The organism is Pseudogemmobacter humi (assembly GCF_900609055.1).
Classification (GTDB): Bacteria; Pseudomonadota; Alphaproteobacteria; order Rhodobacterales; family Rhodobacteraceae; genus Pseudogemmobacter; species Pseudogemmobacter humi.
Genome location: NZ_UXAW01000045.1, coordinates 15,830 through 42,387, shown reverse-complemented (window position 1 = coordinate 42,387; position 26,558 = coordinate 15,830). Strand labels below are relative to the sequence as shown.

At 66.1% G+C, this 26,558-nt stretch carries 25 protein-coding genes and 1 pseudogene; 7 read left to right on the top strand and 19 right to left on the bottom strand.

Annotated features, from left to right (window positions below; translation table 11 throughout):
• Positions 1-57: 57 nt before the first annotated feature.
• The gene (locus XINFAN_RS04480) at positions 58-456 is read right to left on the bottom strand and encodes a hypothetical protein (RefSeq protein ID WP_124085290.1); all 399 of its coding nucleotides are present in this window, start codon (positions 454-456) and stop codon (positions 58-60) included.
• Positions 457-539: 83 nt separating this feature from the next.
• Between XINFAN_RS04480 and XINFAN_RS04475 the strand changes: the two are divergent.
• Positions 540-662, top strand: a pseudogene (locus XINFAN_RS04475) (IS5/IS1182 family transposase); the annotation flags it as partial.
• A 460-nt stretch (positions 663-1,122) separates the two neighbouring features.
• On the opposite strand, the gene XINFAN_RS04470 reads toward XINFAN_RS04475, so the two are convergent.
• The 12 genes from XINFAN_RS04470 to XINFAN_RS04415 form a co-directional block, all read right to left on the bottom strand.
• Positions 1,123-2,643: a sugar ABC transporter ATP-binding protein gene (locus tag XINFAN_RS04470; RefSeq protein WP_124085289.1), complete on the bottom strand. Its 1,521-nt coding sequence runs from the start codon at positions 2,641-2,643 to the stop codon at positions 1,123-1,125.
• 8 nt (positions 2,644-2,651) lie between these two features.
• A complete protein-coding gene (locus XINFAN_RS04465) occupies positions 2,652-3,656 on the bottom strand; it encodes an ABC transporter permease (protein WP_124085288.1) in 1,005 nt (334 codons plus the stop codon).
• A 107-nt stretch (positions 3,657-3,763) separates the two neighbouring features.
• Complete coding sequence (locus XINFAN_RS04460) at positions 3,764-4,873, bottom strand: sugar ABC transporter substrate-binding protein (protein WP_199286358.1); 1,110 nt, start codon at positions 4,871-4,873, stop codon at positions 3,764-3,766.
• 199 nt (positions 4,874-5,072) lie between these two features.
• Entirely contained in the window at positions 5,073-5,831 is a 759-nt protein-coding gene (locus XINFAN_RS04455; protein WP_124085287.1) for a maleate cis-trans isomerase family protein, read from the bottom strand.
• Between the two features lies 1 nt (position 5,832).
• Positions 5,833-6,690 (bottom strand): amidohydrolase family protein, encoded by an 858-nt coding sequence (locus XINFAN_RS04450; RefSeq protein ID WP_124085286.1) that lies wholly within the window; start codon positions 6,688-6,690, stop codon positions 5,833-5,835.
• 74 nt (positions 6,691-6,764) lie between these two features.
• Positions 6,765-7,190, bottom strand: a complete 426-nt coding sequence (locus XINFAN_RS04445; protein WP_124085285.1) for a hypothetical protein — start codon at positions 7,188-7,190, stop codon at positions 6,765-6,767.
• Complete coding sequence (locus XINFAN_RS04440) at positions 7,187-8,821, bottom strand: GMC family oxidoreductase (RefSeq protein ID WP_124085284.1); 1,635 nt, start codon at positions 8,819-8,821, stop codon at positions 7,187-7,189. The genes XINFAN_RS04445 and XINFAN_RS04440 overlap by 4 nt, the downstream gene beginning before the upstream one ends.
• Positions 8,822-8,880: 59 nt before the next feature.
• A complete protein-coding gene (locus tag XINFAN_RS04435) occupies positions 8,881-10,833 on the bottom strand; it encodes a heterodisulfide reductase-related iron-sulfur binding cluster (RefSeq protein WP_160144535.1) in 1,953 nt (650 codons plus the stop codon).
• Positions 10,826-11,800, bottom strand: coding sequence for an electron transfer flavoprotein subunit alpha/FixB family protein (locus tag XINFAN_RS04430; protein WP_124085282.1), 975 nt, complete (start codon positions 11,798-11,800; stop codon positions 10,826-10,828). The genes XINFAN_RS04435 and XINFAN_RS04430 overlap by 8 nt, the downstream gene beginning before the upstream one ends.
• 2 nt (positions 11,801-11,802) lie before the next feature.
• Positions 11,803-12,474 carry an electron transfer flavoprotein subunit beta/FixA family protein gene (locus tag XINFAN_RS04425; protein WP_160144534.1) on the bottom strand — a complete coding sequence of 224 codons (672 nt, stop codon included), beginning with the start codon at positions 12,472-12,474 and terminating at the stop codon, positions 11,803-11,805.
• A gap of 165 nt (positions 12,475-12,639) precedes the next feature.
• A complete protein-coding gene (locus tag XINFAN_RS04420; RefSeq protein WP_124085280.1) occupies positions 12,640-13,032 on the bottom strand; it encodes a GlcG/HbpS family heme-binding protein in 393 nt (130 codons plus the stop codon).
• Between the two features lie 73 nt (positions 13,033-13,105).
• Complete coding sequence (locus XINFAN_RS04415) at positions 13,106-13,852, bottom strand: SDR family NAD(P)-dependent oxidoreductase (protein ID WP_124085279.1); 747 nt, start codon at positions 13,850-13,852, stop codon at positions 13,106-13,108.
• 409 nt (positions 13,853-14,261) lie between these two features.
• Here XINFAN_RS04415 and XINFAN_RS04410 point away from each other — a divergent pair, with 409 nt between their 5' ends.
• The 4 genes from XINFAN_RS04410 to XINFAN_RS04395 all read left to right on the top strand — a co-directional run bounded on the left by XINFAN_RS04410 (position 14,262) and on the right by XINFAN_RS04395 (position 16,861).
• Positions 14,262-14,927 (top strand): GntR family transcriptional regulator, encoded by a 666-nt coding sequence (locus XINFAN_RS04410; RefSeq protein ID WP_160144533.1) that lies wholly within the window; start codon positions 14,262-14,264, stop codon positions 14,925-14,927.
• A 126-nt stretch (positions 14,928-15,053) separates the two neighbouring features.
• Complete coding sequence (locus tag XINFAN_RS04405; protein ID WP_124085277.1) at positions 15,054-15,707, top strand: RraA family protein; 654 nt, start codon at positions 15,054-15,056, stop codon at positions 15,705-15,707.
• Positions 15,704-16,393 carry an RraA family protein gene (locus XINFAN_RS04400; protein WP_124085276.1) on the top strand — a complete coding sequence of 230 codons (690 nt, stop codon included), beginning with the start codon at positions 15,704-15,706 and terminating at the stop codon, positions 16,391-16,393. The genes XINFAN_RS04405 and XINFAN_RS04400 overlap by 4 nt, the downstream gene beginning before the upstream one ends.
• Positions 16,394-16,414: 21 nt before the next feature.
• The gene (locus XINFAN_RS04395) at positions 16,415-16,861 is read left to right on the top strand and encodes a DMT family transporter (protein WP_160144532.1); all 447 of its coding nucleotides are present in this window, start codon (positions 16,415-16,417) and stop codon (positions 16,859-16,861) included.
• Positions 16,862-16,879: 18 nt separating this feature from the next.
• Here the strand turns inward: XINFAN_RS04395 and XINFAN_RS04390 are convergent, their stop codons facing one another.
• Positions 16,880-18,295, bottom strand: coding sequence for an FAD-binding oxidoreductase (locus XINFAN_RS04390; RefSeq protein ID WP_124085274.1), 1,416 nt, complete (start codon positions 18,293-18,295; stop codon positions 16,880-16,882).
• Positions 18,296-18,463: 168 nt separating this feature from the next.
• On the opposite strand from XINFAN_RS04390, the gene XINFAN_RS04385 reads away from it, so the two are divergent.
• Positions 18,464-20,137 carry a GMC family oxidoreductase gene (locus XINFAN_RS04385; protein WP_124085273.1) on the top strand — a complete coding sequence of 558 codons (1,674 nt, stop codon included), beginning with the start codon at positions 18,464-18,466 and terminating at the stop codon, positions 20,135-20,137.
• Entirely contained in the window at positions 20,134-20,583 is a 450-nt protein-coding gene (locus XINFAN_RS04380) for a hypothetical protein (protein ID WP_124085272.1), read from the top strand. The genes XINFAN_RS04385 and XINFAN_RS04380 overlap by 4 nt, the downstream gene beginning before the upstream one ends.
• Positions 20,584-20,603: 20 nt before the next feature.
• On the opposite strand, the gene XINFAN_RS04375 is transcribed toward XINFAN_RS04380, so the two are convergent.
• The 5 genes from XINFAN_RS04375 to XINFAN_RS04355 are packed head-to-tail and all read right to left on the bottom strand — an operon-like array spanning position 20,604 to position 26,436.
• The gene (locus XINFAN_RS04375; protein WP_124085271.1) at positions 20,604-21,761 is read right to left on the bottom strand and encodes an alpha-hydroxy acid oxidase; all 1,158 of its coding nucleotides are present in this window, start codon (positions 21,759-21,761) and stop codon (positions 20,604-20,606) included.
• Between the two features lie 34 nt (positions 21,762-21,795).
• The gene (locus tag XINFAN_RS04370) at positions 21,796-22,623 is read right to left on the bottom strand and encodes an HpcH/HpaI aldolase/citrate lyase family protein (protein ID WP_124085270.1); all 828 of its coding nucleotides are present in this window, start codon (positions 22,621-22,623) and stop codon (positions 21,796-21,798) included.
• On the bottom strand, positions 22,620-23,498 hold the full coding sequence (locus XINFAN_RS04365) for an HTD2 family dehydratase (protein ID WP_124085269.1): 879 nt from the start codon (positions 23,496-23,498) through the stop codon (positions 22,620-22,622). The genes XINFAN_RS04370 and XINFAN_RS04365 overlap by 4 nt, the downstream gene beginning before the upstream one ends.
• A complete protein-coding gene (locus XINFAN_RS04360) occupies positions 23,495-25,180 on the bottom strand; it encodes an acyl-CoA dehydrogenase family protein (RefSeq protein ID WP_124085268.1) in 1,686 nt (561 codons plus the stop codon). The genes XINFAN_RS04365 and XINFAN_RS04360 overlap by 4 nt, the downstream gene beginning before the upstream one ends.
• 26 nt (positions 25,181-25,206) lie before the next feature.
• Positions 25,207-26,436: a CoA transferase gene (locus XINFAN_RS04355; protein WP_124085267.1), complete on the bottom strand. Its 1,230-nt coding sequence runs from the start codon at positions 26,434-26,436 to the stop codon at positions 25,207-25,209.
• Positions 26,437-26,558 lie beyond the last annotated feature (122 nt).

Here is a 26,558-nt window from a genome sequence, read left to right as displayed (position 1 = left end):
GCATTCGAAACTGGGCTACCTCAGCCCAATGGAGTTCGAGGCCCGCGCTATGCTAGCTTAACCTGCTGTCCACGAAACCGGCAGCAGCTCAAGAACCGCGATCCCTTCGCGCACCGCTTTCAGATCTGCGGCCGCTTCATCCAACCCGACCTGCAACTCCGGGTCCGACATGAAGACATAGCCCCAGTCCAACAGCGGCTCGGTCCCATGCAACAGGCGCACCAGCGGATGCACCCGCATGATCCGGACCACGATCTGCAAACCAAAATCCTGCCCACGCGACGGGCGCACCGAAACCAGCGTCCATGCTCCAGGTGCGTCTAAGCCGGTCGCCACGGCCAGCTTGAACACCAGAACCTCGATCTCGGGGTCATAGGCCAGCGTGTGAAACGCAGGATTTGGCTCTCCTGACGTGTGAACAGCAATCGCCTTCTCAGGAACCCCGATCTCGATCAAACCTGCCCCTGTTTTCCAGGCGACGAACCGGCGCAGTTACAGTCAGTCCCTGAAGCGTCGTGGCTCACCTGCTCGACCTCACGCTCTTGGGCGAATGCATCATGGCCAGAGACTTCTACCGGCAAGATGCCGGGGTCCGGATCCGTAGCGCACTCATGAACCGCTTCACGGCACCCGGCACGCCAGAGGCCGCCCGCGTGCCCTGACAAAAGCGGGGAAAGGGAGAAATCCGGACTGAGATCGAATGAAAGCCCCGGGGGTATGACGGTCGGGCACCAGGAGTTCAGAAACAGGAAGGCCAGGACAATCGCCGGCGCCACTCGCATGATCAATGTCGAGCGAACGGTGTGGCAGGGCATACCAGCCGCCCCCAATAGCGAGGAAGGCGACCGATGTCGAAATACCCGTGGCCGATGCGATCCCATCCCGCGGCATCCGCGCCATGGGATCGCAGCCTTTGCGCCCGCGAAGTCCGGATGATCCGGCGCGCGGGCTATCCGACGATCATCAGCCTCATCACCACGGCGCGCTGCGACCGAAGATCAGGCCAGGGAGTCCTCTTCGGACATGCCTTCCATATCCACGTACGCGAGACCGCCACGGGATTGGCCCCGGCGGCGGCGGCATGGCGAAGCTGCGAAGCGATATCCTCCGCGGGTCGCCGGGCTATTGCACCGCCTCCGGTGTCGCGGACAGTTTGCCGGTCATGGTCGTGGCAAGCAGACTGTCGTAGTTGAAGGCTGAGCGCGGAAGGCGGCAAACCTGCTCGCCGGCATATACCACCATGATGCTTTCCGAGAGCGCGAGTATCTCGCGCAGGCTTGACGAGATCACCAGCACCGCCGCCCCTTCCGAGGCGACGCGCAGGATCACCTCGTAGATCTCGGCGATGGCGCCGACATCGACGCCCGCGGTCGGTTCGGAGAAAACATAGACCCGCGCATCGGCCTGAAGCCATTTGCCGATCACCGCCTTTTGCTGATTGCCGCCGGAGAAGAAGCGGATCGCTTTCAGCGGCTGGCGCGGATTGACGTTGAGGCGGTTCATCACCTCCTCGCCGTAGCGCCGTTTCGCGCCGTTCGTGACGATGCCCGCCCGCGCGAGACTGCGCAGAACCGGCATGGAGACATTGTCGCTGACCGACATATTGGGGAAAAGCGCCTGTTTGCGCCGGTCTTCGGGGATGATCGCGATGCCGGCCTTGCGGGCCGAGATCGGATCGCTGATCCGGCATTCCGTGCCACCGATCACGATGCGGCCGCTATGCGCGGTCAACCCGCCCAGCGAGCGCTCGATCTCTTCCATCCCGGCGCCGATCGGCCCCGTGATGCCGAGAACCTCGCCAGGGCGCACCTCGATATCGAGCGGTTTCAGCCGCGCCGTCGCCAGCGCCTCAAGCCGCAGACCCTGGCCCTCGCGGGCATAACCGGGATTGCTGACCTCCAGCTCGCTGCGATTGCGGTCGACCATCAGCCGGGTCACTTCGTCCTCGGTGATATCTGCGGCCTCAAGCGTCGCCGAGATCATGCCGCCCCGCAGGATCGTAGCCCGGTCGCAGAGCTCTTTGATCTCATTGAGCCGGTGCGAGATATAGATGATGGCCACGCCCTGACGCTGGAAGTTGCGGATCACCTCGAACAGCAGCGCGGTTTCCTGGGCCGAAAGCCGCGCGGTCGGCTCGTCGAGCACGATCAGCCGGAAGCGCCGGTGCATCAGCGTGGCCAGCATCACAAGCTGCATCTCGGCGGCGCTGAGGCTTGCGGCACGGCGCGAAGGGTCGAGGTCGAGCCCCATCTCGCGCAGGATGCGCCCCGCCTCTTCGACCATGGCGCGGCGGCTGATCGTCACCCCGCCCGGCTCGTGGCCGAGAAGGATATTCTCGGCGATGGTGAAAGAGGGAACCAGTTCGGCATCCTGATAAAGCGCGCCGAGCCCGAGGCGCTGCGCATCCTTCGGGGTGGTGATCCTGACCTCCCGGCCCTCGATCACGACAGAGCCGCCCGACTGGGCATAAACCCCGGTCAGGATCTTGATCAGGGTCGATTTGCCGGCCCCGTTCTCGCCCAGAAGGCCGTGAATCTCGCCGGGATGAAAGGCGAGATCGATGCCGCGCAGGACCGGGGTGCCGGCGAAATCTTTGGAAATCGCGCGCAACTCGACGACGGGGGATTGGTTTTGCCAGGTCATCGGGGGCCTCAGATGAACTTCAGGTGAATTTCTTCACGGTTCAGCATCGCATTGGCGCCCACCGCGAGGATCAGCACGAGGCCGTTGAACAGCTGGCGCGCGGCAAACGGCACCCCGACCATGTTCATGCCGGAACTGACCATATAGAGGAACAGCACCCCGATCAGCGTGCCAAGCACATGCGGTTTGCCTTTGCCAAGGATGGTCGCACCCAGATAGACCGCCGCGAAGGCTTCGAGCAGATAGCCCTGCCCGCCCACCGGCTGCGCCGAGGAGGAGATCGAGGTCAGGATCACGCCGCCCACCCCGCACATCAGCGCCGCGAGGATGAAAGAGAAGATCACCCAGCGATAGACCGGAATGCCCGAGTAATAGGCCGCCATCGGATTGTCTCCGACCGCCGACATGTAATGCCCGGCGCGGGTGCGGGCCTGCACGATCCAGCCCAGCAGGAAGACCAGGAGAAGGATGATCACCGGCACGGCGATAGGTCCGATCCGGCCCTGCCCGATCCAGCGGAAGGCCTCTTCGCGGTAATCCACCGCGATCTGGTAGCCATTGGTCACATACTGGTTCAGCCCGCCCAGAACGAAGCTCATCCCCAGGGTGACGACGATACCCGACAGCCGGCCGTAAGTGACGAGCAGCCCGTTCACGAGGCCGATGCAGCAGGCCACCGCCAGCGCCAGAACAACCGCGAGGAAGGGCCCCGTGACCGGGATCAGGAAGGCGGTGACGATCGAGGTCGTGGTGACGGTCAGCCCGATCGACAGGTCGAAACTGCCGGCGACGATCACATAGGTCAGCCCGATGGAAACGAGCGCGGAGACGATCATCGCGAACAGGATATTGTTGAAATTGGAAACCGTCGCGAAATAGGGCGAGGCGATTGCAAACCCGATTCCGACCAGCGCGATGACGATGATCGTACCCCAGGTCCTGAGCAGGCGGATAAGGGCCGTCTCATTCGACCCGGTTGATTTGATCTGATTGTTGGTGGCACTCGTCGCCATGTTTTTCTCTCCGAAACGCTGCCCTGAACGCTGATTGACCCGGCTTCCGATATGAAGCAGCGGCCGCCCACGACGCATGCGCGGGCGGCCGGCAGGTCGGCTGCGGCTCAGCCGCCGTAATTGGCCAGAAGTGCGATGGCCGCCTGATCCTCGGCCAGCAGCGCATCAAGCGTCTCCGAAGCCTGATCCGGCCGGATCGTCGTCACCGGCGAGCGGTAGACGATGTTCTCGACCTCTTCGTCGCGGCCAAGGCGCATCGCAAGCTCGGCCACCTTTTCGCCCATATAGGCCCAGGGCGTGTCGGTCGCGAAGCCGATGCGGCTGCCCGGCGAGGCCATCTCGCCCAGAAGCTGCTCCGAGAAGTAATGGCTCGCGATCAGGATCTCGCGGTCGGGCATGGTGCGCAAAGCCTGCGAGGCGCCGACCGCAAGCGGCCACCACCAGGAGACGATGGCCTGGAGCGAGGCCGGATCGGGATTGGCCTGCAACAGCGCAAGCACGTTGTCGCGGCCTTTCGAGATCTGGTCGCTGGTCGAGACCGAGCCGGACATGAAGGGCAGCACATTCATCCGCGATTCGAACCGCGTCATCAGTTCGACCGCGTCATTCATCTTGTCGAAGCCGGCATAGAAGCCGCGATCCTCGGCGGTCTGAACGATGGTGCCCTGACGCTTCAGCGCGTTATGGACGAGGTAGCCCATATTGACGCCGACGGTCCAGTCATCCTCGATCACCGCCGGGGAATCCTTGACCGAGACCGCGAAACCGACCGTTTTGATGCCACGCTCGCGCGCCTGGTCGACGATGAAGGCGGTCTCGGATTCGGTCTGATAGATACCCAGAACCAGCACGTCGATGCCCTGGTCCAGAAGTTGCAGCTCGGATTGCTGTTCGGACTGTTTGCTCGGCTCGCCGCGCACCGTGACCAGTTCACCGCCGCGTTCCTCGACGATGCGGGCGATGGCCGCGCAGCCGCGGCGCCAGGGCTGGTTGAAGGGGCCGTAGTTCAGAGGCAGGCCGACGCGAACCTTCTTGCCGGTGCCTGATGCGGTCGGAACCTCTTGCGCCCAGGCCGTCTTTGCCGTGGACAGCATGCTGCCGATTGCCGCGGTCCCGGCCGTCAGCGCCCCAAGGCCCCGCAGAAGCGAGCGCCGGGAAAAGCCTGCACCGCTGGCCGTCTCGATGGGTTTTTCCATCCCGTTTTCTTCGCCAGTCATCTGTTCCTCCCTCATGACGTGACTTTGGCAACACTAACAGGCGGCAATATAGTCGACAATCTTGTAAATCTAATAATCGTCACACAGGTCGACAAAAAACATCGCCTGATCGGGTCAGATGCGTCATTCCTGGGAAACAGGCGGGCACTCCCCCGCAAACCGGCGGGCCGGAGGGGGGATCTCATTGCCGGAGCGGTTCTCAGCCCGGGAAGGCGGCGGCGCCGAGGCGGCCGATTCTCTCCGGATCGCCGGCGAAACCCGCAAGGCGCAATGCGGCCCAGAGCGTCGCCGAGGTCGCCGTGACGACCGGCAGGCCGGTCTCGCGTTCAAGTTCCGCAATCGCCAGATGCGAGGGCGTGTTCATGCAGGACAGGAAAAGGCCATCCGCGCCGGGGGCGATCTCCTGCCCGGCACGGATCATCCCGGCGGCCGAAAGGCCCGCAAGCTCGAAACTGCCGGTAATCCCGAAGCTGCGCGAGGCGATGACCTCAAAACCCGCCTCTTCCAGCAGGGCATGTTCCGCCCGGTCGATCTCTTCGGCATAGGGCGAGACCACCGCGATTCGCCGCATCCCGAGCGCCCGCATCGCTTTGAACGAGGCGCCGGCCGCCGTCTCTGCCGGAGCGCCGGTCAGGCGCGTGCTGCTCAGCGCAAGCTCGCGATCCGCCGCCACCCCCAGCACCACCGATGAGGCGAAACAGGCATAGATCGCGGCATGCGGGCGCACTGAGGCGATCTGGCGCAGCGCGCGGGCTCCGTCCTCTTCGTCCATCTGCCGCACCGCCTCGGGGGTGAGCCGGGCCGGGAGCAGCATGCGCGCGAAATGCGCGTTGAAGCCCCGGGGCAGCGCCGAGGCATACCAGGGCTCGACAATCGTGTTCACGCCGGGCAGCACGAAGCCCAGACGGATTTCAGCCACCGAAGGGGCCGCATTCGGGGCGCTGATCCCGCCCGCCATCTCAGAACCCGTAAAGCCGGGCGGGGTTGTCGACGAGGATCTGCTTCAGCTGCGTCTCTGTGCACCAGCTTGCCAGCAGATCCAGCATCCTGCCGTCATCGGGCATCGGCATGCCCTTCAGCAAGGGATGCGGCCAGTCCGTGCCCCAGATCATGCGTTCAGGGATGCGGCGCATGATCTCGGCCACCGGCGCGCGCAGATCGTCAAAGGGCGCGCCCTCTGACACCCGGTAGCCGATCATCTTGACCCAGACCTTGCCGGTCTCAAGAAGCCGCATCATGTTCTGGAAATGCGGATGATCCATGCCGAGAGAGGTCGGCACCTGGCCCATATGGTCCAGCACCACCGGCACGTCGATCTGGTCGATGATCGACAGAATATCCTCCAGCACATGGCTTTTCAGCCAAAGCTGGGCATGGAGCCCATGCGCCGCCAGCCGTCCGATGGTTTGCCGCAGATCGCCGATCGTGGTCATATTGGTGATCAGATTGAAGCGGATGCCCCGAATGCCCTGATCGTGCAGCGCCCGCAGACCGGCGTCGCTGATATCGTTCTCCACCACCGCGACGCCGCGCGCCCGATGCGCGCCAAAGGTCTGGATCGCGTCGAGGATGCAGCGGTTATCGGCGCCGTAGGGGCTGCCATTCACGATCACCACCCGCTCGATCCCGACAATTTCGGCCATTGCCAGATACTGGTCGACATCGGCCAGCGCGGGCTCATACATCCGTTGCGGGCTGAGCGGATATTTGTCCTTCGGCCCGAAGATATGGAAATGGGTATCCGTAGTGCCGGCGGGGGCGCGGGTTTTCGGCGCGCTCGGGAGGGCGGGCGGAATATCGACGGGAATATCGCTCATCTTCGCATCCGATCTTTGGCTCGGTCAGGTCGTATGCCCCGGGCAGATCCTGCCGCCCGGGGCTTTCGCCGGGGTCAGAGGCCCGGGGTCGGCTTGTAGATCGGACCGCGGTCGATCACCGGCTGCAACAACCCGTCCTCAAGGTAATCGGTGGTCTTGTCGGGATCGAAGGGCCGCGATTCCTGGCCGGGATAGCCAAGCGCCTCGCGCGTTTTCGGCGACATGAAATAGCCGGCCGAGGCGACGGTGGTGATGGCGTGGAACCCTTCGGGATCGATGTCGGCAAGCTTTTTCGCCGCCACCTCTCCCGCAAGGCCCGGCACCTTGCCAAGCGCCCCCCTGACCGGCCCGACCAGATCATGGCGCACCGCAAAGACCCGGTCAGCAAGCTCAGACGCCAGGTTCACCTGGCTTGCAGAAGGCATCCCCTCGGCTTCGGGGATCAGATAGTCGGCGATCCCCGCAAGGATATCGCGTTCGGTCTGGGTGAGCGCGCTCATGCTGCGACCTCCTGGTTGCGACGGTTGGCGATCATATGTTTGGTCGCGCGCAACGCGATGGCGGTGATGGTCGCCGTCGGGTTGGCCGAGGACGAGGTCACGAAGGTCGAGCCGTCCATGATGTAGAGGTTCGGCACGTCATGGCTGCGGCACCACTGGTCGACGACCGAGGTTTCCGGGTCGTTGCCCATCCGCGCCGTGCCCATGAGGTGCCAGCCGCAATCGCGCATCAGCGAGGTATGGCTGATCTCGATGGCGCCGGCGGCCTCCATCGCCTCCCGCGCGCGGGCAACGTGGAAATCGAGGAGCTTCCTGGTATTCTCAGCGTTGCGGTAAAGGATCTTCGGCGAGGGGATACCATCGGAATCGGTCAGCGTGCTGTCCAGCACCACCCGATTCTCATATTCCGGCAGATCCTCGGCGATGATGCCCCACTCAAAACTGCGGCCGAAGGTGCGCAGGGTGTTCTTGTGGAAATTCGCGCCCCAGGCATCGTCCAGCGCCTTGCCGCTGTAGCCCGCCCGCAGGCCGAGCGGCCCGCCCGAGGGCATCACCTGCCACTTGCCGCCCCGCAGGAACCCGCGCGAGGGATCGCTTTCGGCGAATTCCATCGAATGGATCACCTGGCCCGAGGGGCCGAGCCAGCTCTCCATCGGCTCGTCGAACAGGCCGTTCACCGCCGCATAGGGGTGCATCATCAGATTGCGCCCCAGCAGGCCCGAGGAATTCCCCAGCCCGTTCGACGCTTTGCCGGTGGCCGACAGCAGCAAAAGCCGCGTCGTGCCGATGCTGTTCGCGCACATGATCACAACATTGGCGCGCTGGCGGCGCTCGCGCCCGCTGCGGTCGACGTAAATCGCCCCGGTCGCCAGCCCCTGCTCATTGGTCTCGATCTTCGAGACCCTTGCGCCGGTGATCAGCCGCGCGCCATCCGCGATGGCATCGGGCCAGTAAACCAGATCCATCGAGGCTTTGGCCTTTTCCGGGCAGCCGGTCAGACAGGTGCCGCGCCGAACGCAGGCGTTGCGGCCGCGGTAGGGTTTCGAGGGGATCGAGTTCGGGCTCGGCCACCAGTGCCAGCCGAGCTTGTTCATCCCCTCGGCCGCCTTGCGCCCGATCTTGTTGATCGGCAAAGGCGGCAGCGGCGGCGCCTTGCCCGCCGGATAGGCCGGATCGCCGCTCAGACCCGAGACGCCCATCTCCTCTTCCATCTGATCGTAGAAGGGCGCCAGATCCTCATAGGTGAAGGGCCAGTCATCGGCGATGCCGTCCATCGTCTTCACCCGGAAATCCGAGGGGATGAAGCGCTGCCAATGCGCGGCGTACAGGATCGTCGAGCCGCCGACCGCGTTATACATCAGCGGGTTGACATCGGATTCGTCGGTATTGATCGGATAATCGGTGTCGAGATCGCGGACATTCGGGTTGGGGTGCCACTGCTTTTGCGAGGTGACCTCCCATTCCGGCTTGTCGCCGAAATATTCGGACGCGTCGATCTTACGGCCCTGCTCAAGGCAGACCACGCTGAAACCGGCTTTGGCCAGATGCGCCGCGGCAACAGACCCCGAGGCCCCTGCCCCGATGATGAGAACGTCGGCGACTTCGTCGCGTCCGCCTGGATTTTTCGCCATCGTCTTGCCTCCCCTGAGTGACGAATTGAAATGTCTTGGCCGGAGCCCTCGCGCCCTTCTCAGGCGGCGCGCGGGATAAGCAGATCCGCGATATCGGTCACGCGGATCCGATCGCCGACGCCCAGGGCCTGGACGGCGGCGGAATACATGATGAGATCCTTCGGGCAGGCGACGACGAAGGCCGTCACATTGCCGATGGACAGCGCCTCTTTGATCCGGCTTTCGCTGGGGCGCTCGGTCATGGCGGAATCGTCCATCCAGATCCGCCCGCCGCCCGCGCCGCAGCAAAAGCTGTTCTCGCGGTTGCGCGCCATTTCATGGACCTCATAGCCCGCCATCCGGATCAGATCGCGCGGCGCGTCGAAAACGCCGTTATAGCGGCCCAGATAACAGGGGTCGTGATAGGTCACGGCGGCGCCATCCTCCGGCACTTCCAGCGTCAGCGCACCGCTGCCGACCAGTTCCACCAACAACTCCGTATAGTGAACCACGGTGTAATCGGTGCCGAACTGGCGGTAGTCGTTCTTCAGCGCGTTCAGACTGTGCGGATCGGTGGTCAGGATGCGGTTGAAGGTGCAGCCATTGATCGCCTCGACATTGGCCTGGGCGAGGTCCTGGAACATGCCCTCCTCGCCGATGCGACGCACGTCATTGCCGGCATTGGTCTCGCCGTCGTGCAGGATGCCGAAATCGACCCCGGCCTCATGCAGGAGTTTCGCCACCTTGCGGGTGATCTCCTGCACGCGCGGATCGTAGGAGGCATGGTCGCCCACGAACCAGAGGATATCCACCGGCTCTTCGCGCGCGTCCTTGATCGCAAAGTCGAGGCCCTTGGCCCAGCGGGGGCGCTGGCGGGCGGGTTTGCCCTGCGAATTACCGCTGTTCTGGAAATTCTTCAGCGCGGTTTGCAGCATCGGCTCGACGCTGCCTTCCTCGACGGCGGTGCGGCGGAGTTCGATGATCTTGCTCATCGGCTCGATCCAGACCGGGCAGGCATCCATGCAGGCGCGGCAGGTGGTGCAGGCGAAAAGCGTCTCTTCCGGGATCACATTGCCGACGATGGGCGTGTGTTCGCAGGCGGCTTTCTCCTCGGCGATCATATGGTCGCGCAGGCCGGTGACGATCAGCTTCGGCGACAGCGGCAGGCCGGCGGCATTGGCCGGGCAGGCCGCCTCGCAGCGCCCGCATTCGGTGCAGGAGACCAGATCCAGCTTATGCTTCCAGGAGAAATCCTCGATGGTGACGACGCCGACGGAAGCGGCATCGGGATCGGTCTTCGGCAGTTCCTGCGCGCGGTCGAGCGGACGGAAATAGATGTTGAAGGCTGCCGTGAAGATATGCCGGTGTTTGGAGCCAGGGATATAGACGAGGAAGCTCAGGATCGCCGCGACATGCAGCCAGTAGGCGGCGGGCTCGACGACGGCCGCACCGCTCTGCCCCATGCCGAGCGCCGTCAGAATCCGCGCGAGCGTGCCGGAGACCGGGCGCCAGGGCGAGACGCCGCCTTGCAGGATCTGATGGCAGGCGGCCTCCAGCACCAGGCTTGCGACGATGGTGCCGACCAGCGCATAGATGATCCAGGCGTCCTTCGCGCTGGAGGTGCGAAAGCGTTTGGGCTTCCACACCAGCCGCTGCCAGATCGCCATCGAAAGCGCGATCAGGATGAAGCCGGCAAAGATCTCCTGCACCAGGGCAAGCCCGGTGCTGCCGCCGATCGCATCGAGACTGAAACCCGGAAAGAAGGGTCTGACGAAACTTTCCAGCGTGACCGTCAGCAGGACGAGAAAGCCGCTCATCATGAAGGCATGCAGGATCCCCGACCAGCGATAGCGGAACAGGCGGCGATGCAGGCCGATATCGCCCAGCACGCCCTTCAGCCGCCGGCGAGGCTGGTCGAAACGGGCCGCAGGGCCGCCCCGGAAGACCGGCCTGAAGACCTGCGCAAAGCGCCAGCCCGCGATGGCGAAGGCCAGCAGGGTCACACAGGCCAGCAGGATCGCACGATCAGGCATGCGACAGGCCCTGACGTTCCAGCTCATCGACGATTTCGGGGATCAGATCGGCGCAATCCACCACCGCGCGGTAATGCGCGACCTGGAAGATCGGCGCATTCGCGTCGGTATTGACCGCGATGATCAGATCGGCGGCCGACATGCCCTCCAGATGTTCGGGCGCACCCGAGACCCCCAGCGTCAGATAGAGGCGCGGCTTGACCGTTCGGCCCGACTTGCCGACCTGACGCTCTTTCGGCATCCAGCCCAGATCGACCAGCGGACGCGAGGAAACCAGTTCCGCCCCCAGCGCGGAAGCAAGGCCGCGTGCCTCTTCGATGGCGTCCTGTTCACCGATACCGCGCCCGACACAGACCAGCTTTTCGACCTGGGTGATGTCGATGGCATTAGCGTCCGGGGCCTGAGCGGAAACGAAGCGCACCGCTCCCCCGGCAAGACCGGGCGGCACGGCGACGGCCTCACGCGCGGGTTCGTCGCCGCGGCCTTCCGCCTCGCGCACCGCGCCCGGCGCCATGACCACGATGGCGGGCAAAGGCAGTTCGACATCGGCGATCAGTTTGCCGCCATAGATCTGGCTGCGTGCCTTCAGCCCGGCCCCATCGGGCTCCAGCCCGATGCAATAGCCGGCCAGCGGGCGCCCGGTGCGGGCCGCAAGCCAGGGCGCGAGATCCATGCCCATGGTCGTATAGCCGAAGAGGACCAGATCCGGCGCGCGCGCGGCGATCACCGCCTCGATCAGCGCGGCCTGGGCCTGGGGATTATACTGCGCGAAAGCCGGATCCGCGGCGGTCAGCACCAGATCGGCGCCGGCAAGGCTTCCCCCGATGCTTTCGGGCGCATCCGAGGCGATCAGCGCCTCGACGTGACCGCCGGTCCGCTCGGCCAGCCCGCGCGCCAGCGTCAGAAGCTCGCCGGTGATCCCTGCGGTCTGACCGGCAATCTGTTCGATGTAGACGAGAATTTTCATGCTCACGCTCCGATCAGGCCTTTCTCGGACAGGATCGCGATGATCTTGCCGGCGATGGTGGTGGCATCCCCTTCGAGCGACACCGCCTGCCCCCCCGCCTCGACCAGCGAGAGCCCCGTGATCGCGGCGGCTGCCGCAGGTGCCCGGGTCGGGATCTCTTCCTGGCCGATCGGCGTTCCCGCCGCCTGGCGGAGTTTCGAGCCTGCCACATAGCGCGGCGCCTGCGAGGCCGACTGCACCCCGATCACCACCGGGCCGCTCACATCGAAAATGGCGGCGCGCCCGCCGGAATACTCCTGGCGCAGGCGCAGGCCATCGCCTTCGGCTGCTACCGAGGTGACGGCGTTGAACACCGGCCAGCCCAGCCGGCCGGCAAGGGTGCCCGCAAGCTGCCCGAGAATATCCTCCGGCGTCATCACGCCGGTCAGAACCACATCGGCCCCGATGCGGTGCAAGGCCCCGGCCAGGGCTTCGACCTGGCGGGCGGTGTCGCGGCTGTCCGCGATGTCATGCACCACCCGGACCACCTCATCGACGCCGCGCGCAACCGCGGTCTGCAACAGCCGGTCGACACCCTCGCCCGCCAGCGCAATGGCGGTCACTTTCGCGCCGCTGCGCTCTTTCAGCAGCACCGCCTCTTCCAGCGCCTGATCGTCGAATTCCGAGAGTCTCATCCCGACCCATTCCCGGTCGATATCCCGGCCGGAAGCGTCGACTTCAAGCTCTTCCCTCGTATCGGGAACAAGCCTGAGAATAGCCGCTACATGCATATGCGCGCCCTTGTCTTTTGATACGGAACTTATGCGGGGCAGCCGGCCGGAAGCGGGCCGCCCCTTCTGTCAGAGAGCGGCAGCTACGGCCTCGGCCACGGCAACATCCTGTTCAAGCGTGCCGCCGGCCACACCGACCGCGCCGGTGAAGCTGTCCTTCGCGACATAGAGGCCGCCCGCAAAGACCACCATCGGCTGACGCTGGGTGTGTTCCATGCCGTAGAACGGCCCGCCGGGCTGCACGGCCTGGGTGACATCGCCCGAATTCAGCCGCAGCGAGGCGGCGGTATAGGCCTTGCCCTGCGAGATTTCGATGCTGGCGAGAAGCGCGCCTTCCATACGCTGGAACGCCACGAGATTGCGGCCCGCGCAAAGCACGGCGATGCTGCTCGGCGAGCCGAGTTCCTTCGCCTTTGCCACACCCGCCGCGACAGCGGCGCTGATCCGGTCGTTATAGCTCATCAGATTTCCTCCCGTTGAATTCGGCCGGCACGGACCGGCGCTCCGCAGGCCCCCTTTCCGGGGGGCCGGCGGATCAGTTGTAGACGCCGCCGTCGATGACGATCGACTGCGCGGTCATGAAGATCGATTCGTCCGAGGCGAGATAGACGAAGAGCGGCGCGATCTCGGCCGGCACGCCCTGGCGGCCGAGCGGCACGATCTGCCGGATCACCTCTTCCTGCACTTTGGTGCCGCCCATGAAGTCGATGGCCGGCCCGTTGAACGGGGTATCGACCCAGCCCGGGCAGATCGCATTGACGCGGATCTTCTTCGGCGCCAGCTCCATCGCAAGCGCGGTGGTGAAGGCGATCACCGCGCCCTTGGTCGCCGAATAGGCGGTCATCCCCGGACCGCCGCGCAGCCCCGCCAGCGAGGCGGTCGAAACGATCGAGGCCGCTTTCGATTTCTCAAGATAAGGCACGGCGTATTTGCAGGCGAGGAAGACCCCGCGCGTGTTCACCGCGAAGATGCGGTCCCAGAGGCCGACATCGAAAGAGGTGACCTCGCCGGAATATTGCAGCGCGGCATTGTTCACCAGAATGTCGATACCGCCAAGCTGTTCGGCTGCCTGCCGGATCGCGGCGGCCACGCTTTCCTCATTCGAGATGTCGCACTGAACGAAACCCGCGCCAGCCTCGGCGGCGCTGGCGGCCCCGGCCCCGGCGTTGATATCGAGGATCACAAGGCTCGCGCCCTCCTCGACGAATTTCGCAGCCGTGACCCGGCCGATACCGGTTGCCGCGCCAATGAAAATGGCTTTCTTTCCACTCAGACGCCCCATGAATCCCTCCCCGGATCGGTTTCTTATCGCTTCGCCCGGCACCATTCGCGATTCGGACGATAAGATCGTCGACAATTGTGTCGTCCTTATTGTTATCCGTAAAGCGATATGCTGAACTGTGTCAACCGCGTTTGATCGCCCTGGACCGCAGGAAAGGAAGACCGCTTGCCCGCCGAACCCCCGTCCGACCCTGTTTCGCCCGGCAGAACCGGCATGAAACCCGGCGGCAAAGCGGCCGGACCTTACTGCATGCTTGTTGACCTCCCCCTGCCTGCGGTAAACGGCGAAAATTCTGCCGGGACGCACAATTCGGGAGCGCAACTGCGATGCGGCCCCGGATCTTCCCGGCCGGATGGCTTTCGGCCAGCGCGGCAGACAGGAAGAAGATAGTTTCGGTGAAGGATATATGATGCCCCGAAAAAGCTCTGAGAACAGATCTGGCGACGACAAAGTGACTGCGCTGTGCAATGCCCTGCGGGAAGCGATCATCTTCGGCCGCTACCGCCCGCGCGAGCATCTTGTCGAAGAAGAACTGAACGAGCGCTTTGGCGCCACGCGGCACACGATCCGCAGCGCCTTTGTCGAGCTGGACCGGATGGGCCTTGTCGAGCGCCGCCCCAACAAGGGCGTGATCGTGCGGGACTTCTCGATCGGCGAGCTGGAAGAGCTTTACGAGATGCGCGAGATCCTGCAACGCGAGGTCGCGGCCAGGGTGCCGATGCCGGCCGCGCCGGAATTCATCGCAGAGTTGCGCCGGCTGAATGCCGCCTATCTCGCCGCCGCCGAGACCGGCGACAAGGAAGAATCCTCGCGCATCAATACCGATTTCCACTCGCTGATCCATGCCGCCAGCGGCAACCGGTTCCTCGTGGAGACGCTCGATCAGTTCTGGCTGCGCACCTCGCCGATCCACTGGTTCGCCCTGGGTGATTCCAACCATCTGCGCAACTCCTACGAGGATCACAACCGGATGATCGATGCCCTGGAGCGCGGCGACCGCGAGCGGTTCATCCAGACCGTGACCCAGCATATGTATCCGGCGCTCGAAGCCTATAAGCGCGTGAATCGGCTGTGAAATCATATATGTGGGAGTGAAGCTGCGATGCAGCAAATTCGCCCCCAAGATTATCGACAATAAGGTTGACGATATTTCCGGCAAATATTAGGCTGCTCTCGGAAGATATGAGAGGGTTGCCCGGTCTTGTCGGCACAGATTGAAAGCACAGATCAGGAATGCGCGGATGCAGAGGTTCTGAGACGGCTGGCCGCGCTCAGCACGGCAACCCTCAGCGACGCGCTTGACCGCTCCGGCATCCGGGGCGTCGTCAATGGGATCACGCGCCGATCGGGCAGCGGCCGCATCGCGGGCTTTGCCGAAACGGTCAGCGCCGAGACGGGCGAGCTTGGCAGTTTCAGCGAGGCCGATTTCGCGGTCTTCCCGATCTTCAACGAAATCGGGCGCAATGCGGTGCTGGTGATCGCGATGGGCGGGGCAGAGACCTCGACCTTCGGCGGTCTTGCCGGGCTGATCCTGCATTCGCGCGGCGCCGCGGGCGTGGTGATCGACGGCGCCTGCCGGGATGTCGATGAGCTGATCGCGACCGATATCACGGTGGCCAGCCGGCATGTCACGCCCCGCAGCGGGCGCGGCCGGATGCGCATCCTCTCGCGCCACGAGCCGGTTCTGTGCGGCGAGGTCAGCATCGCGCCGCGGGACCTGGTTCTCGTCGACGACACCGGGGTCGTGGTGGTGCCGCGCGGCCGCGTCGACGATGTGCTGACTATCGCCGAAGCCATCGAGGATCGCGACGCCGCCATCGAGCGCAGGATCAGGGACCGGATGGTGTCGGAATGACGAATCATGTCCAAAAGACCGCCGGCTCCGGTCGGAGTGGCGGCGATGCCGAACTGCTGGCGCGCGCCCGCGCCCTGGCGAGCGCGACGATCGCGGATGCGCTGGACCAACTCGGTCTGCCCGGGATCATGACCGGCCTCGCGCGGCACTCCGGCCAGGGCCGTATCGCCGGTTTCGCCCGCACCATGCAGGAACAGGCCGCCCCCTACGGGAGCTTCCGGTTTGAGGATTTCGCGGTGGGGCGCGGCTTTGACAGCGTCGGCCCGGACGAGATCCTCGTCGCCGATATGGGCGGGGTCGAGATCTCGACCCTGGGCGGGCTTGCGGCCGAAACCATGTCGCTGCGCGGCGCCGCCGGGGCGGTGGTCGATGGCGGCGCGCGCGATATCGAAGAGATTCGCCGCTTGGGCTTTACCCTGGCAAGCCGCTGCCTCACGCCCCGCTCGGGCAAGGGGCGGGTGCGGGTGGTCAGCCTTGACGAGCCGGTGATCTGCGGCGGCATCTGCGTCACTCCGGGCGACCTGGTGGTGATTGACGACACCGGCGTCATCGCCATTCCCGCCGGCGCCGCCGAACGGGTTCTTGCAACCGCCGAAGATCTGGATGCGCGGGACAATGCCTTCTCTGCCCGCCTCAGAGCCGGCGAAAGTTTTACCGGCATCGCGGCGAGCCTGCGCCACGCCTGACCGGCGACAAGGATGCCCGGCATGAGTTTTCCCCTCGCGCTTTGTATGACATTTGCGCTTGGCGCGGGCGTCGCTCTGGCGGTCCAGGCGCCGATCAACGCGCAGCTTGGCAAGGCAGTGCACAGCCCGCTTCTGGCCAGCACGATCAGCTTTTCGCTCAGCACCCTTCTGCTGATCGCCACCACCCTGATGTCGGGCGAATACCGCCTGCTGGCCGGCGCCGAACCGCTGCGCTGGTTTCTGTGGATCGGCGGGCTTTTCGGGCCGCTCTACATGCTGGGCGTGATCTTCTCGGTGCCGGTGATCGGCGTGGTCTCGACCTTTGCCATGGTGGTGGCGGGGCAATTGCTCGGCGCGGTGATCATCGACATGATCGGCGCCTTCGGCACCGCGGCGCGCCCGGTCAGCCCGGCGCGCCTCCTCTCGGTGCTCTTCGTCTTTGCCGGGGTGGTCCTGTCGCGGTTCTGAAGCCGCGACAGGCACCGCTCAGAGGAACAGCTTGCCCGGATTCATCTGCCCAAGCGGGTCGAGCGCCGCCTTGATGCGCTGCTGCATCTCAAGCTCGACGGCCGGTTTGTAGCGCGGCAATTCCTGCCGCCGGAGCTGGCCGATCCCATGTTCGGCACTGATCGAACCGCCAAGCCGATGCACGATGTCATGCACGATGCGGTTGACCTCGGGCAGGCGCGGGGCCCAGTCCGCTGCCGGCTCCCCCGCCGCCTGAAGGCTGTTGTAGTGGATATTGCCGTCGCCGATATGGCCGAAGGCGAATTGCCTGATCCCCGGAAAGCGCGCCGCCAGGGCCTCACCCGCCTGGTCGATGAAAACCGGCACCTGCGAGACCGGCACCGAGACATCGTGCTTGAACGATATCCCCTCATGGCGATGCCCCTCGGCCAGCATCTCGCGCATCGCCCAGAGCGCATCCGATTGCGCGAGCGAGGTCGCGATCACCCCGTCCAGCACCTCGCCCGCCTCCAGAGCCGCGGCGAAACAGGCGGTGATGCGCTCGTCAAGCGCCGCCGCCTCATCGCAGGAACCGGCCTCGACCAGCGCATACCAGGGGCAAGGCTGCGCCAGCGGATCGCGGAGCCCCGGCTGATGGCGCATCGCGACCTCGATGCAGATCCGTTCGATCAGCTCGCAGGCGGTCAGATGCTCGCCCATCGCGTGCCGGAGCCGGCGCAGCCAGCGCAGGGCCATGGCCGGGCTTTCCAGCCCCACCAGCGCCGTGCAGCGCGCGCGCGGGCGCGGCGACAGGAACAGAGCGGCGGCGGTGATGATGCCGAGCGTGCCTTCCGAGCCGATGAAGAGATGCTTCAGATCATAACCGGTATTGTCTTTGCGCAGCTTCCGAAGCCCGTCCCAGACCCGCCCGTCGGGCAGCACGACCTCAAGCCCGCTGACCAGCTGGCGCATGGTGCCGTAGCGCAGCGCATTGATGCCCCCGGCATTGGTCGCGATATTGCCGCCGATGGTGCAGCTTCCCTGAGAGCCGAGCGACATCGGGAAAAACCGCTCTTGCGCGGCCGCCGCCGCCTGGAGATCGGCAAGGATGCAGCCCGCCTCGGCCACCATGATGTCATCCCCGGCATCCATGCTGCGCAGCCGGTTCATCCGCTTCAGCGAGATCAGCACGTCCCGGCCGCCGGGGCGGCTCAGCCCTGCCCCGGTGACGCCGGTATTGCCGCCTTGCGGCACCAGCGGCCAGCCCTCCTCATGGCAGATCCGCGCCACGGCGCTGACCTCGGCGGTCGCCCCCGGCATCACCACAGCCAGCGGCTCCGAGGGCCAGGAATCGCGCCAGGGCGTCGACATCGCCCGCAGCTGCGCCGGATCGTTCACCAGCCCCTTCGGCCCGACCGCTTCCAGCAGCCGTGCCCTTACCCGTTCAGCATCCATCTCGTCCTGGTCCGTTCCTTGTCGATTTGTTCCACATTATTGTTGACAATCATTTCAACACAACAGTCAACATAGCGTGCCGGACCATTGCGGGAAAAATACCGCAGATGTCGCCCCGCGCAGGGGAGACAGGGCGAGGCATCGGAAGTCGCGCCCGGGGAGGGGGATATGACAACAGCACAGCAAGCATCCGCCAGCCGAACACGCCCGGAGAGAGGCGCGGTCGACGTGGTGATCGTAGGCGCCGGCCCTTCGGGCGCCGTCGCGGCGCGGTTTCTGGCCGAGGCCGGATTCTCGGTCCTATGCCTTGAACAGGGCGGCTGGCCGGACCGCAACGCCTTTCCCGGGCGCAAGCCGGAATGGGAGCTTCTGGCGCAGAAGCAATGGCACCCCAACCCGAATATGCGCGACCGGGCCGAGGATTACCCGATCAACACCGACGATTCCGACATCAACCCGCTGATGTTCGCGGGCGTCGGCGGCTCGACCACGCTTTACGGCGCGCACTGGACGCCCTTCCTGCCCTCGGATTTCCGGGTGCGCTCGCTGGATGGGGTCGCGGATGACTGGCCTTTCGACTATTTCGAACTGCTGCCTTATCTGGAAGAGATCGAGGAGATCGTCGGCGTCTCGGGGGTGCCCGGAAACCCGGCCTATCCGGCGCAGAAGGCCTTTCCGACCCCCGCCCTGCCGATCGGCGAATTCGGCATGGCGGCGGCGCGGGGGCTGGACAAACTGGGCTGGCACTGGTGGCCGGGAACCAATGCGATCCCCTCGGTGGCGCATAACGGGCTGAATGCCTGCCAGCGGCGCGGCACCTGCCTCAGCGGTTGCCCGGAAGGCGCGAAATCCACCGCCGATATCACGCTCTGGCCCGCCGCGCAGAAGGCAGGCGCGCGGCTCTTGACCGGCTGCCGGGTGCGCGAGATCGAGGTGGACGGGAACGGCCTCGCCTCGGGCGTGGTCTATTTCGATGCGGGCGGCACCGAGCGGCGGCAGAAGGCCGGTATCGTCATCCTCTGCGCCAACGGGATCGGCACGCCGCGCCTGTTGCAACTGTCTCAATCGGCGCGGTTCCGCGACGGGCTGGCAAATTCCAGCGGCCTCGTCGGCACGCGGCTGATGATGCACCCGTTCTCGGCGGTGATGGGGATCGTCGACGAGGATCTGATGTCCTGGCGCGGCCCGCTCGGCCATTCGGTGGAATCTTTTGAATTCTACGAGACGGACGAGAAACGCGGCTTTATCCGGGGCGCCAAATGGGGCGCGATGCCGACGGGCGGCCCGCTCGGCGCGACCAGCGCCTTCGGGAGCCGCGCCTTCACCGACAGCGGCGATGTCCTGGGCCGGAACTGGGGCGCGGCCCTGCAACAGACGGTGCAGCGCCGGTTTGGACGCGGCTTCCTCTGGGGCATCATCGGCGAGGATCTGCCCGAGGAAAGCAACCGCATCACCCTTGATCCGAACCTGACCGATTCCGACGGCATCCCGGCGCCGAAACTGGCCTACAAGGTCTCGGAGAATTCGACCAATATGCTGAAATTCCATGTCGACCGCCTGCTGGAGGCGGCAGAGGCCTCGGGCGCCATCGAGACGGCGGTGGTGCATCAGATGCGCGACACCGGCTGGCATCTCCTGGGCACCTGCAAGATGGGCGAGGATCCGAAAACCTCGGTCGTGAACCAGTGGGGCCAGACCCATGACGTGCCCAATCTCTATATCTTCGATGGCAGCACCTTCCCGACCTCGGGGGGCGTAAACCCGACCGCGACGATCATGTCGGTCGCGCTGCGCCAGACCCGCCACCTGATCAATGAGCGCCGCAATGTGAGGGCCGCATGATGAACACCACCGGCAATACCCTGACCCCGGCGGATCGTGAAACCTTCCGCGCCATCGCCGCCGAACTGCTGCCGGCCTGGGGGCGCCTGCCCGGCGCCGAAAGCATCGACATCTCGGGTCTCTGGCTCGACCGCGCCCTCGCGGCACGGCCGGATCTGCGCGAGGATGTGATCCGGGGTCTGCGCCTCGTCCCGGGTTCGGCGGGCCGTGAGGCGGCGGAACGGCTGCTCGCCTCGGACGGGGCCGCCTTCGACGCCATCGGCCTCGCCGCGACCGGCGCCTATTTCCTCGCCGACGAAATCCGCGAAAAGCTGGGCTATCCCGGCCAGGAGAGCGTGCCCTATGACCCGCATGCCACCCCGGAATACGAGGCGAACGGCATGCTGGAACGGGTGCGCGCCCGCGGCCCGATCTGGCGCCGCCCCCCGGATATGCCGGGCGCGTAGACCACGCCCGGCGCCCCGCCTCAGACCCCGGCGCGGCGCAACAGTGCCGGGGTGATCTGGCCGGGCGCGGTGACGCCCAGAAGCGAGAGATTGCGGTCGATTTCCTGCATGATCAGCCCGAGCGCATGGGTGACGCCGGGCCTCCCTGCCACCGCAACGGCGTAAAGCATCGGCCGCCCGATCAGCACGGCGCTTGCGCCAAGCGCCAGGGCCTTGAGCACATCCGATCCGCGCCGCACGCCGCCATCAAGCAGGAGCGTCAGCCCCGGCGCCGCTGCCGCAATGGCGGGCAGCGCATGCAGGCTTTCCAGCGCCCCGTCGAGCTGGCGCCCGCCATGGTTTGAAACGATGATCCCGTCGACGCCCAGCTTCTGCGCCGTCACGGCGTCTTCGGGCGCGAGGATCCCCTTCAGCACGAGCCTGCCCTGCCAGCGGTCGCGCATCAGGCGGACATGCTCCCAGCTCAGCGCCTCGCGCCGGCCGATATCGCGCGAGAGGTTGCGCGACAGGATCGGCGGGCCGCGCCGGGCATCCATGTTCTCGAAATGCGGCATGCCGTCGAAGGCAAGCGTGGCGAAGGCGGTCGACAGCAGCCAGCGCGGATGAGTGATCCCGTCGAGCATCAGCCGCGGGCCGGGGCGCAGCGGCATGTTCCAGCCGTTGCGGATATTGTTCTCGCGATTGCCTGGCACCGACAGATCGACCGTAAGGACCAGCGTGCCGAAACCCGCGCGCGCCGCCCGGTCCATCAGCGGCAGGATGCGCTCCTCCTCGCCCGGCAGATAGGCCTGAAACCAGCTTGACGGCGCGGCCTCGATGATGCGCTCCATCGGCGTGAGCGAGGCCGCGCTCAGAACGAAGGGGACGCGCGCCTTTTCCGCCGCCAGGGCGAGCGCCAGATCACCGCCGCGCGCTGCGACATTGATCGCCCCCATCGGGCAGATGCCAATCGGCGAGGCGATTTCGCGGCCGAACAGGCTGACCGCCTGATCGCGCGCGAAGGTGTCGTTCAGCACCCTCGGCACAAAGCGGTAATCGGCAAAGGCGCTGCGATTGCCGTCGCGGCTCAGACAGGTTTCCGCCCCGCCCGAGATGAAGCCGTAGATGCAGCGCGGCAAATGGCGCTTCGCTGCCGTCTCGAAATCATCAAGCGCGAGGTAGTGTCCGAATTTTCCCATGGCGTTCTCCCCCCCCCCTCGCGGCCCGCCCGCATCAGCGCCGCGCAAGGATCGCGCGGGCGCGCTCCAGCACCGGCCGGTCGATCATCCTGCCATCGCGGCCCCGGATGGCGCCCTCGCCGCCAAGGGCCGCATCCTCGATCACCGCGATGGCCCATTCGATCTCGGGCCCGGCCGGACCGAAAGCGGCATTTGCGGTGGCGACCTGGGCCGGGTGAATGGTCAGCGCGCCGGTGAATCCCGCGCCGCGCGCGGCAAGGCAGGAGCGGGCGAACAGATCCTGGTCGGCGATCCCGGCGATCGAGCCGATCACCCCGAAGGCGGCAAGTCCATGCGCGCGCGCCGCCAGGGCCACCTGGCGTGCGGGAAAATCCAGTTCCTCGCGCCCCGGCGGAACCGACAGCGCGGCGGCGTAATCCTCGGAGCCGAAAGCAAGCGCATCGCCTTCCTGCGCCAGGGCGGCAAGTGTCGCGGCATTCAGCACACCGGCAGGGCTTTCCAGCAGGAAGATGCGCCGCAGCGCAGTCGGAGCGGCGGCGAGGAAACCGGCCAGTGTTGCCAGATCCTCCGGGCGCTCTGTCTTCGGCAGCATGAGCGCATCGGGCCAGCATGGCGCCATCGCGGCAATGTCGCGCGAGAGCCCTGCCCCGGCGTTGACCCGCACCACCACAGGCCGACCAAGTGCCCGCAGGAGCGAAACCGCCCCGGCCAGCCCCGCCCGGGCGGCGTCTTTCGCAGCCGGTGCCACGCCATCTTCGAGATCGAGGATAACCCCTCCCGCCGGACTGGCCGCCGCCTTTTCCAGCCTGTCGGGCCGATCCGCCGGCAAGAACAGCAGGGTGCGCAGATTGCTCAGGATCATATTTTCCCCTCTGCCGTCATCACCAGCCCGCCGTCGGGCCCGCTGGCCTGCAAGGCGACCGTCTCGCCCCGCACCACACCGGACAGCCGCAATGCGCGGCCGCAAAACGCCGGAGCGAGCCCCCGGAAGGAAAAGCTGCGCAGCCGGTCCGGGCCGATCTGCCGCGCTACCAGATCCGCGAGCAGGCTCGCGGTCAGCGGACCCTGCACCACGAGGCCGGGATAGGATTCCCCTTCCGTGGCATAGGGCCGGTCATAGTGGATGCGGTGGCTGTTCCAGGTCAGGGCGGAATAGCGAAACAGCATGATTTCATCCGGCAGCACCGTCCGGATGAAATCCGCTTCCTGATCCGCCCTCAAGGCGGAAAGAGCGGCCGCGCGCGGTGCGGCGCCTTCCGCCCCGGCGACAGCCGTTTCCCCGGCTGCGGGCATGTCCCGGGGCGGCGCAGGGTTCGGGGCGGCACGGTAAACGATTGTCTGCCGCTCGCTGATCAAAAGCCGCTCTGCCGCCGTCAGCCGGTGCAGAACGGTGACAAAGACCATGCGCCCGCTTTTCCCGGTCTTTTCGGTGATCCCGCTGACCACCGAATGGCGTGTCACCGTCATTCCGGCGCGGATCGGATGACGGAACTCCACCTCGCCCGAGGCCCACATGCGGCGCGGAAGCCCGGTATCGGGCAGAAAGCCACCCGGGCGCAGATGGCCATCGGCGCCGGTGGCGGCGACCGTGACCGGGGGCGGGCAAAGCGCCCAATGGCCGCATTGCGGCAGCCGTGCGGGATCGTCGCCTTCCTGATCCAGAACCGCGCGCAGACCGGCGATCAGCCTCGGCGTCACCAGATCCGTGACCGTCTCCATTTCGGGCCGTCCGTTCATACCGCATTGCCTCCGCCGCTCAGAAGGCCGCGGGCGATGATCTGCGCCTGGATCTCGGCTGCGCCCTCGAAGATGTTGAGGATGCGGGCATCGACGAGGATGCGGCTCGCTTCGAATTCCAGCGCATAGCCGTTGCCGCCATGGATCTGAAGCGAGGCATCCGCCGCCGACCAGGCCACCCGCGCCGCGATCAGCTTGGCCATGCCGGCCTCGATATCGCAGCGCCTGCCCCCATCCTTCTGCCGCGCGGCGGCATAGGTCATCTCGCGCGCCATGACCGTCTCGGTCGCCATGATCGCGATCTTGTCCGAGACCCTCGGAAAGCCGATCAGCGCCTGACCGAACTGGCGCCGGTCGGTCGCATAGGCAAGCGCAAGCTCAAGCGCGCGGCGCGCCACACCGACGGCGCGCGCGGCGGTCTGGATGCGGGCGCCCTCGAAGGTCTGCATGAGCTGGCGGAAGCCCCGGGCTTCGACACCACCGAGAAGCCCCTCTGCGGGCACCGTGAAACCATCGAAGGACAGCGCATACTCGCGCATGCCACGATAGCCGAGCACGCCGATCTCGCTGCCGGTCATCCCTTCGGCGGGGAAGGGATCGGCCTCGCTGCCGCGCGGCTTTTCCGCCAGCAGGATCGACAGGCCGTTATGGTCGCGGCTTTCGGGATCGGTGCGCACCAGCACCGTCATCAGATCGCTGCGCGCGGCATGGGTGATCCAGGTCTTGGCGCCCTGGATCTGCCAGCTTCCCTCTGCGCTGCGCATCGCTCGGGTCGAGACCGCGCCCAGATCCGAGCCGGTATCGGGCTCGGTGAACACCGCTGCCGGCAGGCAGCGCCCCGCGGCGATTTCCGGCAGATAGCGCGCCTTCTGCGCCTCGGTGCCGCCATGCGAGATCAGCTCGCCCGCGATCTCGGCCCGGGTGCCGAGCGAGCCTGCGGCGATCCAGGCCCGGCTCAGTTCTTCGGTGACGACCGCCATCGCGAGCTTGCCAAGGCCGAGGCCGCCATGCTCTTCGCCGATGCACAGGCCGAAGACGCCAAGCGCCGCCATCTCGTCAAGCAGAGCCTGCGGAACCAGTTCGTCGCGCAGATGCAGGTGATGCGCCACGGGCAGGATGCGGTCGGTGGCAAAGCGGTTCAGCTCGCGGCGGAACTGGTCCAGAAGCTCGTCATGCAGCGTATCGGCGACCTGCCCGCCCTCGGCCAGCGAGGCCGCGAGAGCGGCGCGCGTCGCCCGCAGATCGCAGCCGAGGAACCAGGCGACCGCCGGATCGGCGGCAAATTCCGCGCCCCCCGCCTCCGGCCCGTATTCGGCGTCGCGGACGATCTCGTTCTGGCCCATGACGATGCCATGCGCGAGCTGGCCAAGGTATTCGGCAAAACCGATCAGCAGGAGACGGTCCTCATCCGCGCCGGCCCGGCCAGCCGCCAGCGCCGTTTCATGCCAGGCAGCGGTGGCGTCGAGCGAGGCGGTCAATGTGCCCGCCCAGGCGAGGCCATGCACCAGGCGCTGGTCATGATCCATCAGAGCGCGGTCGACCCGACCGTCGCGCGTAACGCGCTGCGCAACCACGGCGCGAAGGCGCTGAAGCCGGTGCCTCGCCGCCGCGACCGCCTCACGGGCAACAGCATTCAGCGCGGGGCCACTCGGCAGAGGCACGGGATCGGGGACTTTGATCATATCGGTTCGGTCTTTCGCTTGTCGGATCAGGGCAGGGTGGCGGCCACGACGCCACGGGCGGCAAGGGCCGCGATCTCGCGCTCGGGAAGGCCGAGGCAGTCATGCAAAACCGCGCCGGTATCGGCGCCCAGATGCGGCGCGGGCCTGGGCGGCTGACGCGGCAGATCGGCATGGCTGCCGGCGAAACCCGGCGCGGGATAGGTCTCGCCGCTCGGCTGGGTGATGGCGGCAAAGGCCGGGCTCGCGCGGAAGACCGGATCGCCGCTGGCCTCCAGCAGCGTCCGGTAGCGCCCGAAACAGACGCCCTGCGCCACGAGTTCCGGCTCCAGCGCAGCCCAGTCCCGGGCCGCGACCGCGCGCGCCACCATCGGTTCAAGCAGATCGCGGTGCAGATAGCGCGTCCCCGCATCGGGATCGAAGGAAAGGCCGCGCTCTGCCTCGGCCGCCGCCACCGCCTGCCGGAGACCCAGCGCGGCGAGGATCGCGCGCCATTGCTTCGTCGTCAGCCCAACGAGCATGACCCGCACGCCGTCACGGGTGACGAAATCGCGCCCGAAAGAGCCGAACAGCGTATTGCCGACCGCTTCGCGATCCCGACCGCTGCCGAGCACCTCGGCCAGCATGCCCAGATTGGCCAGAGTCGTCGCCGCGACATCGCTGAGCGGCATGCGGATCTCGCCGCCCTGCCCGGTCAGGCGGCGGCGCTCTCGCGCGGCCATCAGCGCGACCGAGACCGCCGCCCCGGTCAGCAGATCCCAGGCCGGCAGAACATGGTTGACCGGCTCGTCCGCCCGGTCGGCGGGGCCGGTCATCATCGGCAGGCCGACCGCCGGATTGATGGTGTAATCCACCGCCTGACCGCCATCGGGCCAGCCTGTCACCCGCAGCGTGATCAGATCCCCGCGCCCCCGGGCCAGCGCCTCATGGGCGAGAAAGCCCTTTTCGGGAAAATTCGTGACAAGGCACCCCGCCTCGTATCCGTCGCGATCCGGCGCGGCGATCAGCGCTTGCGCGAGGGCGCGCCCCTCGGGAGCGGAAAGGTTGATCGCGACGGATTTCTTGCCCTTGTTCAGCCCTTCCCAGAAATAGCTGTCCCCCGAGGGCGCAAGCGGCCAGCGGCGATAATCCGGTCCGCCGCCGATCGGGTCGATCCGAATCACTTCGGCGCCAAGCTGGGCCAGTTGCAGCGTGGCGAACGGCCCGGCGACAAAGGAAGCTGCTTCGAATATGCGGAGTCCGGCAAGCAAGGGATACATTGGCTGTCTCGCTATTTCGTCGCAATAATTGCCATCAATGTTGTCGACAATCAATCCGCTATGTGTAATCTCCCCATCAGAACCCTGCCGCAACGCTGAACAGGATCACGGCGGCGGGGGCC

What these genes read in the sequence shown, in the direction of transcription:
- XINFAN_RS04470 (WP_124085289.1), bottom strand. Translation starts at nt 2,643, where the DNA reads ATGACCTGGCAAAACCAATCCCCCGTCGTCGAGTTGCGCGCGATTTCC.
- XINFAN_RS04465 (WP_124085288.1), bottom strand. Translation starts at nt 3,656, where the DNA reads ATGGCGACGAGTGCCACCAACAATCAGATCAAATCAACCGGGTCGAAT.
- XINFAN_RS04460 (WP_199286358.1), bottom strand. Translation starts at nt 4,873, where the DNA reads ATGACTGGCGAAGAAAACGGGATGGAAAAACCCATCGAGACGGCCAGC.
- XINFAN_RS04455 (WP_124085287.1), bottom strand. Translation starts at nt 5,831, where the DNA reads ATGGCGGGCGGGATCAGCGCCCCGAATGCGGCCCCTTCGGTGGCTGAA.
- XINFAN_RS04450 (WP_124085286.1), bottom strand. Translation starts at nt 6,690, where the DNA reads ATGAGCGATATTCCCGTCGATATTCCGCCCGCCCTCCCGAGCGCGCCG.
- XINFAN_RS04445 (WP_124085285.1), bottom strand. Translation starts at nt 7,190, where the DNA reads ATGAGCGCGCTCACCCAGACCGAACGCGATATCCTTGCGGGGATCGCC.
- XINFAN_RS04440 (WP_124085284.1), bottom strand. Translation starts at nt 8,821, where the DNA reads ATGGCGAAAAATCCAGGCGGACGCGACGAAGTCGCCGACGTTCTCATC.
- XINFAN_RS04435 (WP_160144535.1), bottom strand. Translation starts at nt 10,833, where the DNA reads ATGCCTGATCGTGCGATCCTGCTGGCCTGTGTGACCCTGCTGGCCTTC.
- XINFAN_RS04430 (WP_124085282.1), bottom strand. Translation starts at nt 11,800, where the DNA reads ATGAAAATTCTCGTCTACATCGAACAGATTGCCGGTCAGACCGCAGGG.
- XINFAN_RS04425 (WP_160144534.1), bottom strand. Translation starts at nt 12,474, where the DNA reads ATGAGACTCTCGGAATTCGACGATCAGGCGCTGGAAGAGGCGGTGCTG.
- XINFAN_RS04420 (WP_124085280.1), bottom strand. Translation starts at nt 13,032, where the DNA reads ATGAGCTATAACGACCGGATCAGCGCCGCTGTCGCGGCGGGTGTGGCA.
- XINFAN_RS04415 (WP_124085279.1), bottom strand. Translation starts at nt 13,852, where the DNA reads ATGGGGCGTCTGAGTGGAAAGAAAGCCATTTTCATTGGCGCGGCAACC.
- XINFAN_RS04410 (WP_160144533.1), top strand. Translation starts at nt 14,262, where the DNA reads ATGCCCCGAAAAAGCTCTGAGAACAGATCTGGCGACGACAAAGTGACT.
- XINFAN_RS04400 (WP_124085276.1), top strand. Translation starts at nt 15,704, where the DNA reads ATGACGAATCATGTCCAAAAGACCGCCGGCTCCGGTCGGAGTGGCGGC.
- XINFAN_RS04395 (WP_160144532.1), top strand. Translation starts at nt 16,415, where the DNA reads ATGAGTTTTCCCCTCGCGCTTTGTATGACATTTGCGCTTGGCGCGGGC.
- XINFAN_RS04390 (WP_124085274.1), bottom strand. Translation starts at nt 18,295, where the DNA reads ATGGATGCTGAACGGGTAAGGGCACGGCTGCTGGAAGCGGTCGGGCCG.
- XINFAN_RS04385 (WP_124085273.1), top strand. Translation starts at nt 18,464, where the DNA reads ATGACAACAGCACAGCAAGCATCCGCCAGCCGAACACGCCCGGAGAGA.
- XINFAN_RS04380 (WP_124085272.1), top strand. Translation starts at nt 20,134, where the DNA reads ATGATGAACACCACCGGCAATACCCTGACCCCGGCGGATCGTGAAACC.
- XINFAN_RS04375 (WP_124085271.1), bottom strand. Translation starts at nt 21,761, where the DNA reads ATGGGAAAATTCGGACACTACCTCGCGCTTGATGATTTCGAGACGGCA.
- XINFAN_RS04370 (WP_124085270.1), bottom strand. Translation starts at nt 22,623, where the DNA reads ATGATCCTGAGCAATCTGCGCACCCTGCTGTTCTTGCCGGCGGATCGG.
- XINFAN_RS04365 (WP_124085269.1), bottom strand. Translation starts at nt 23,498, where the DNA reads ATGAACGGACGGCCCGAAATGGAGACGGTCACGGATCTGGTGACGCCG.
- XINFAN_RS04360 (WP_124085268.1), bottom strand. Translation starts at nt 25,180, where the DNA reads ATGATCAAAGTCCCCGATCCCGTGCCTCTGCCGAGTGGCCCCGCGCTG.
- XINFAN_RS04355 (WP_124085267.1), bottom strand. Translation starts at nt 26,436, where the DNA reads ATGTATCCCTTGCTTGCCGGACTCCGCATATTCGAAGCAGCTTCCTTT.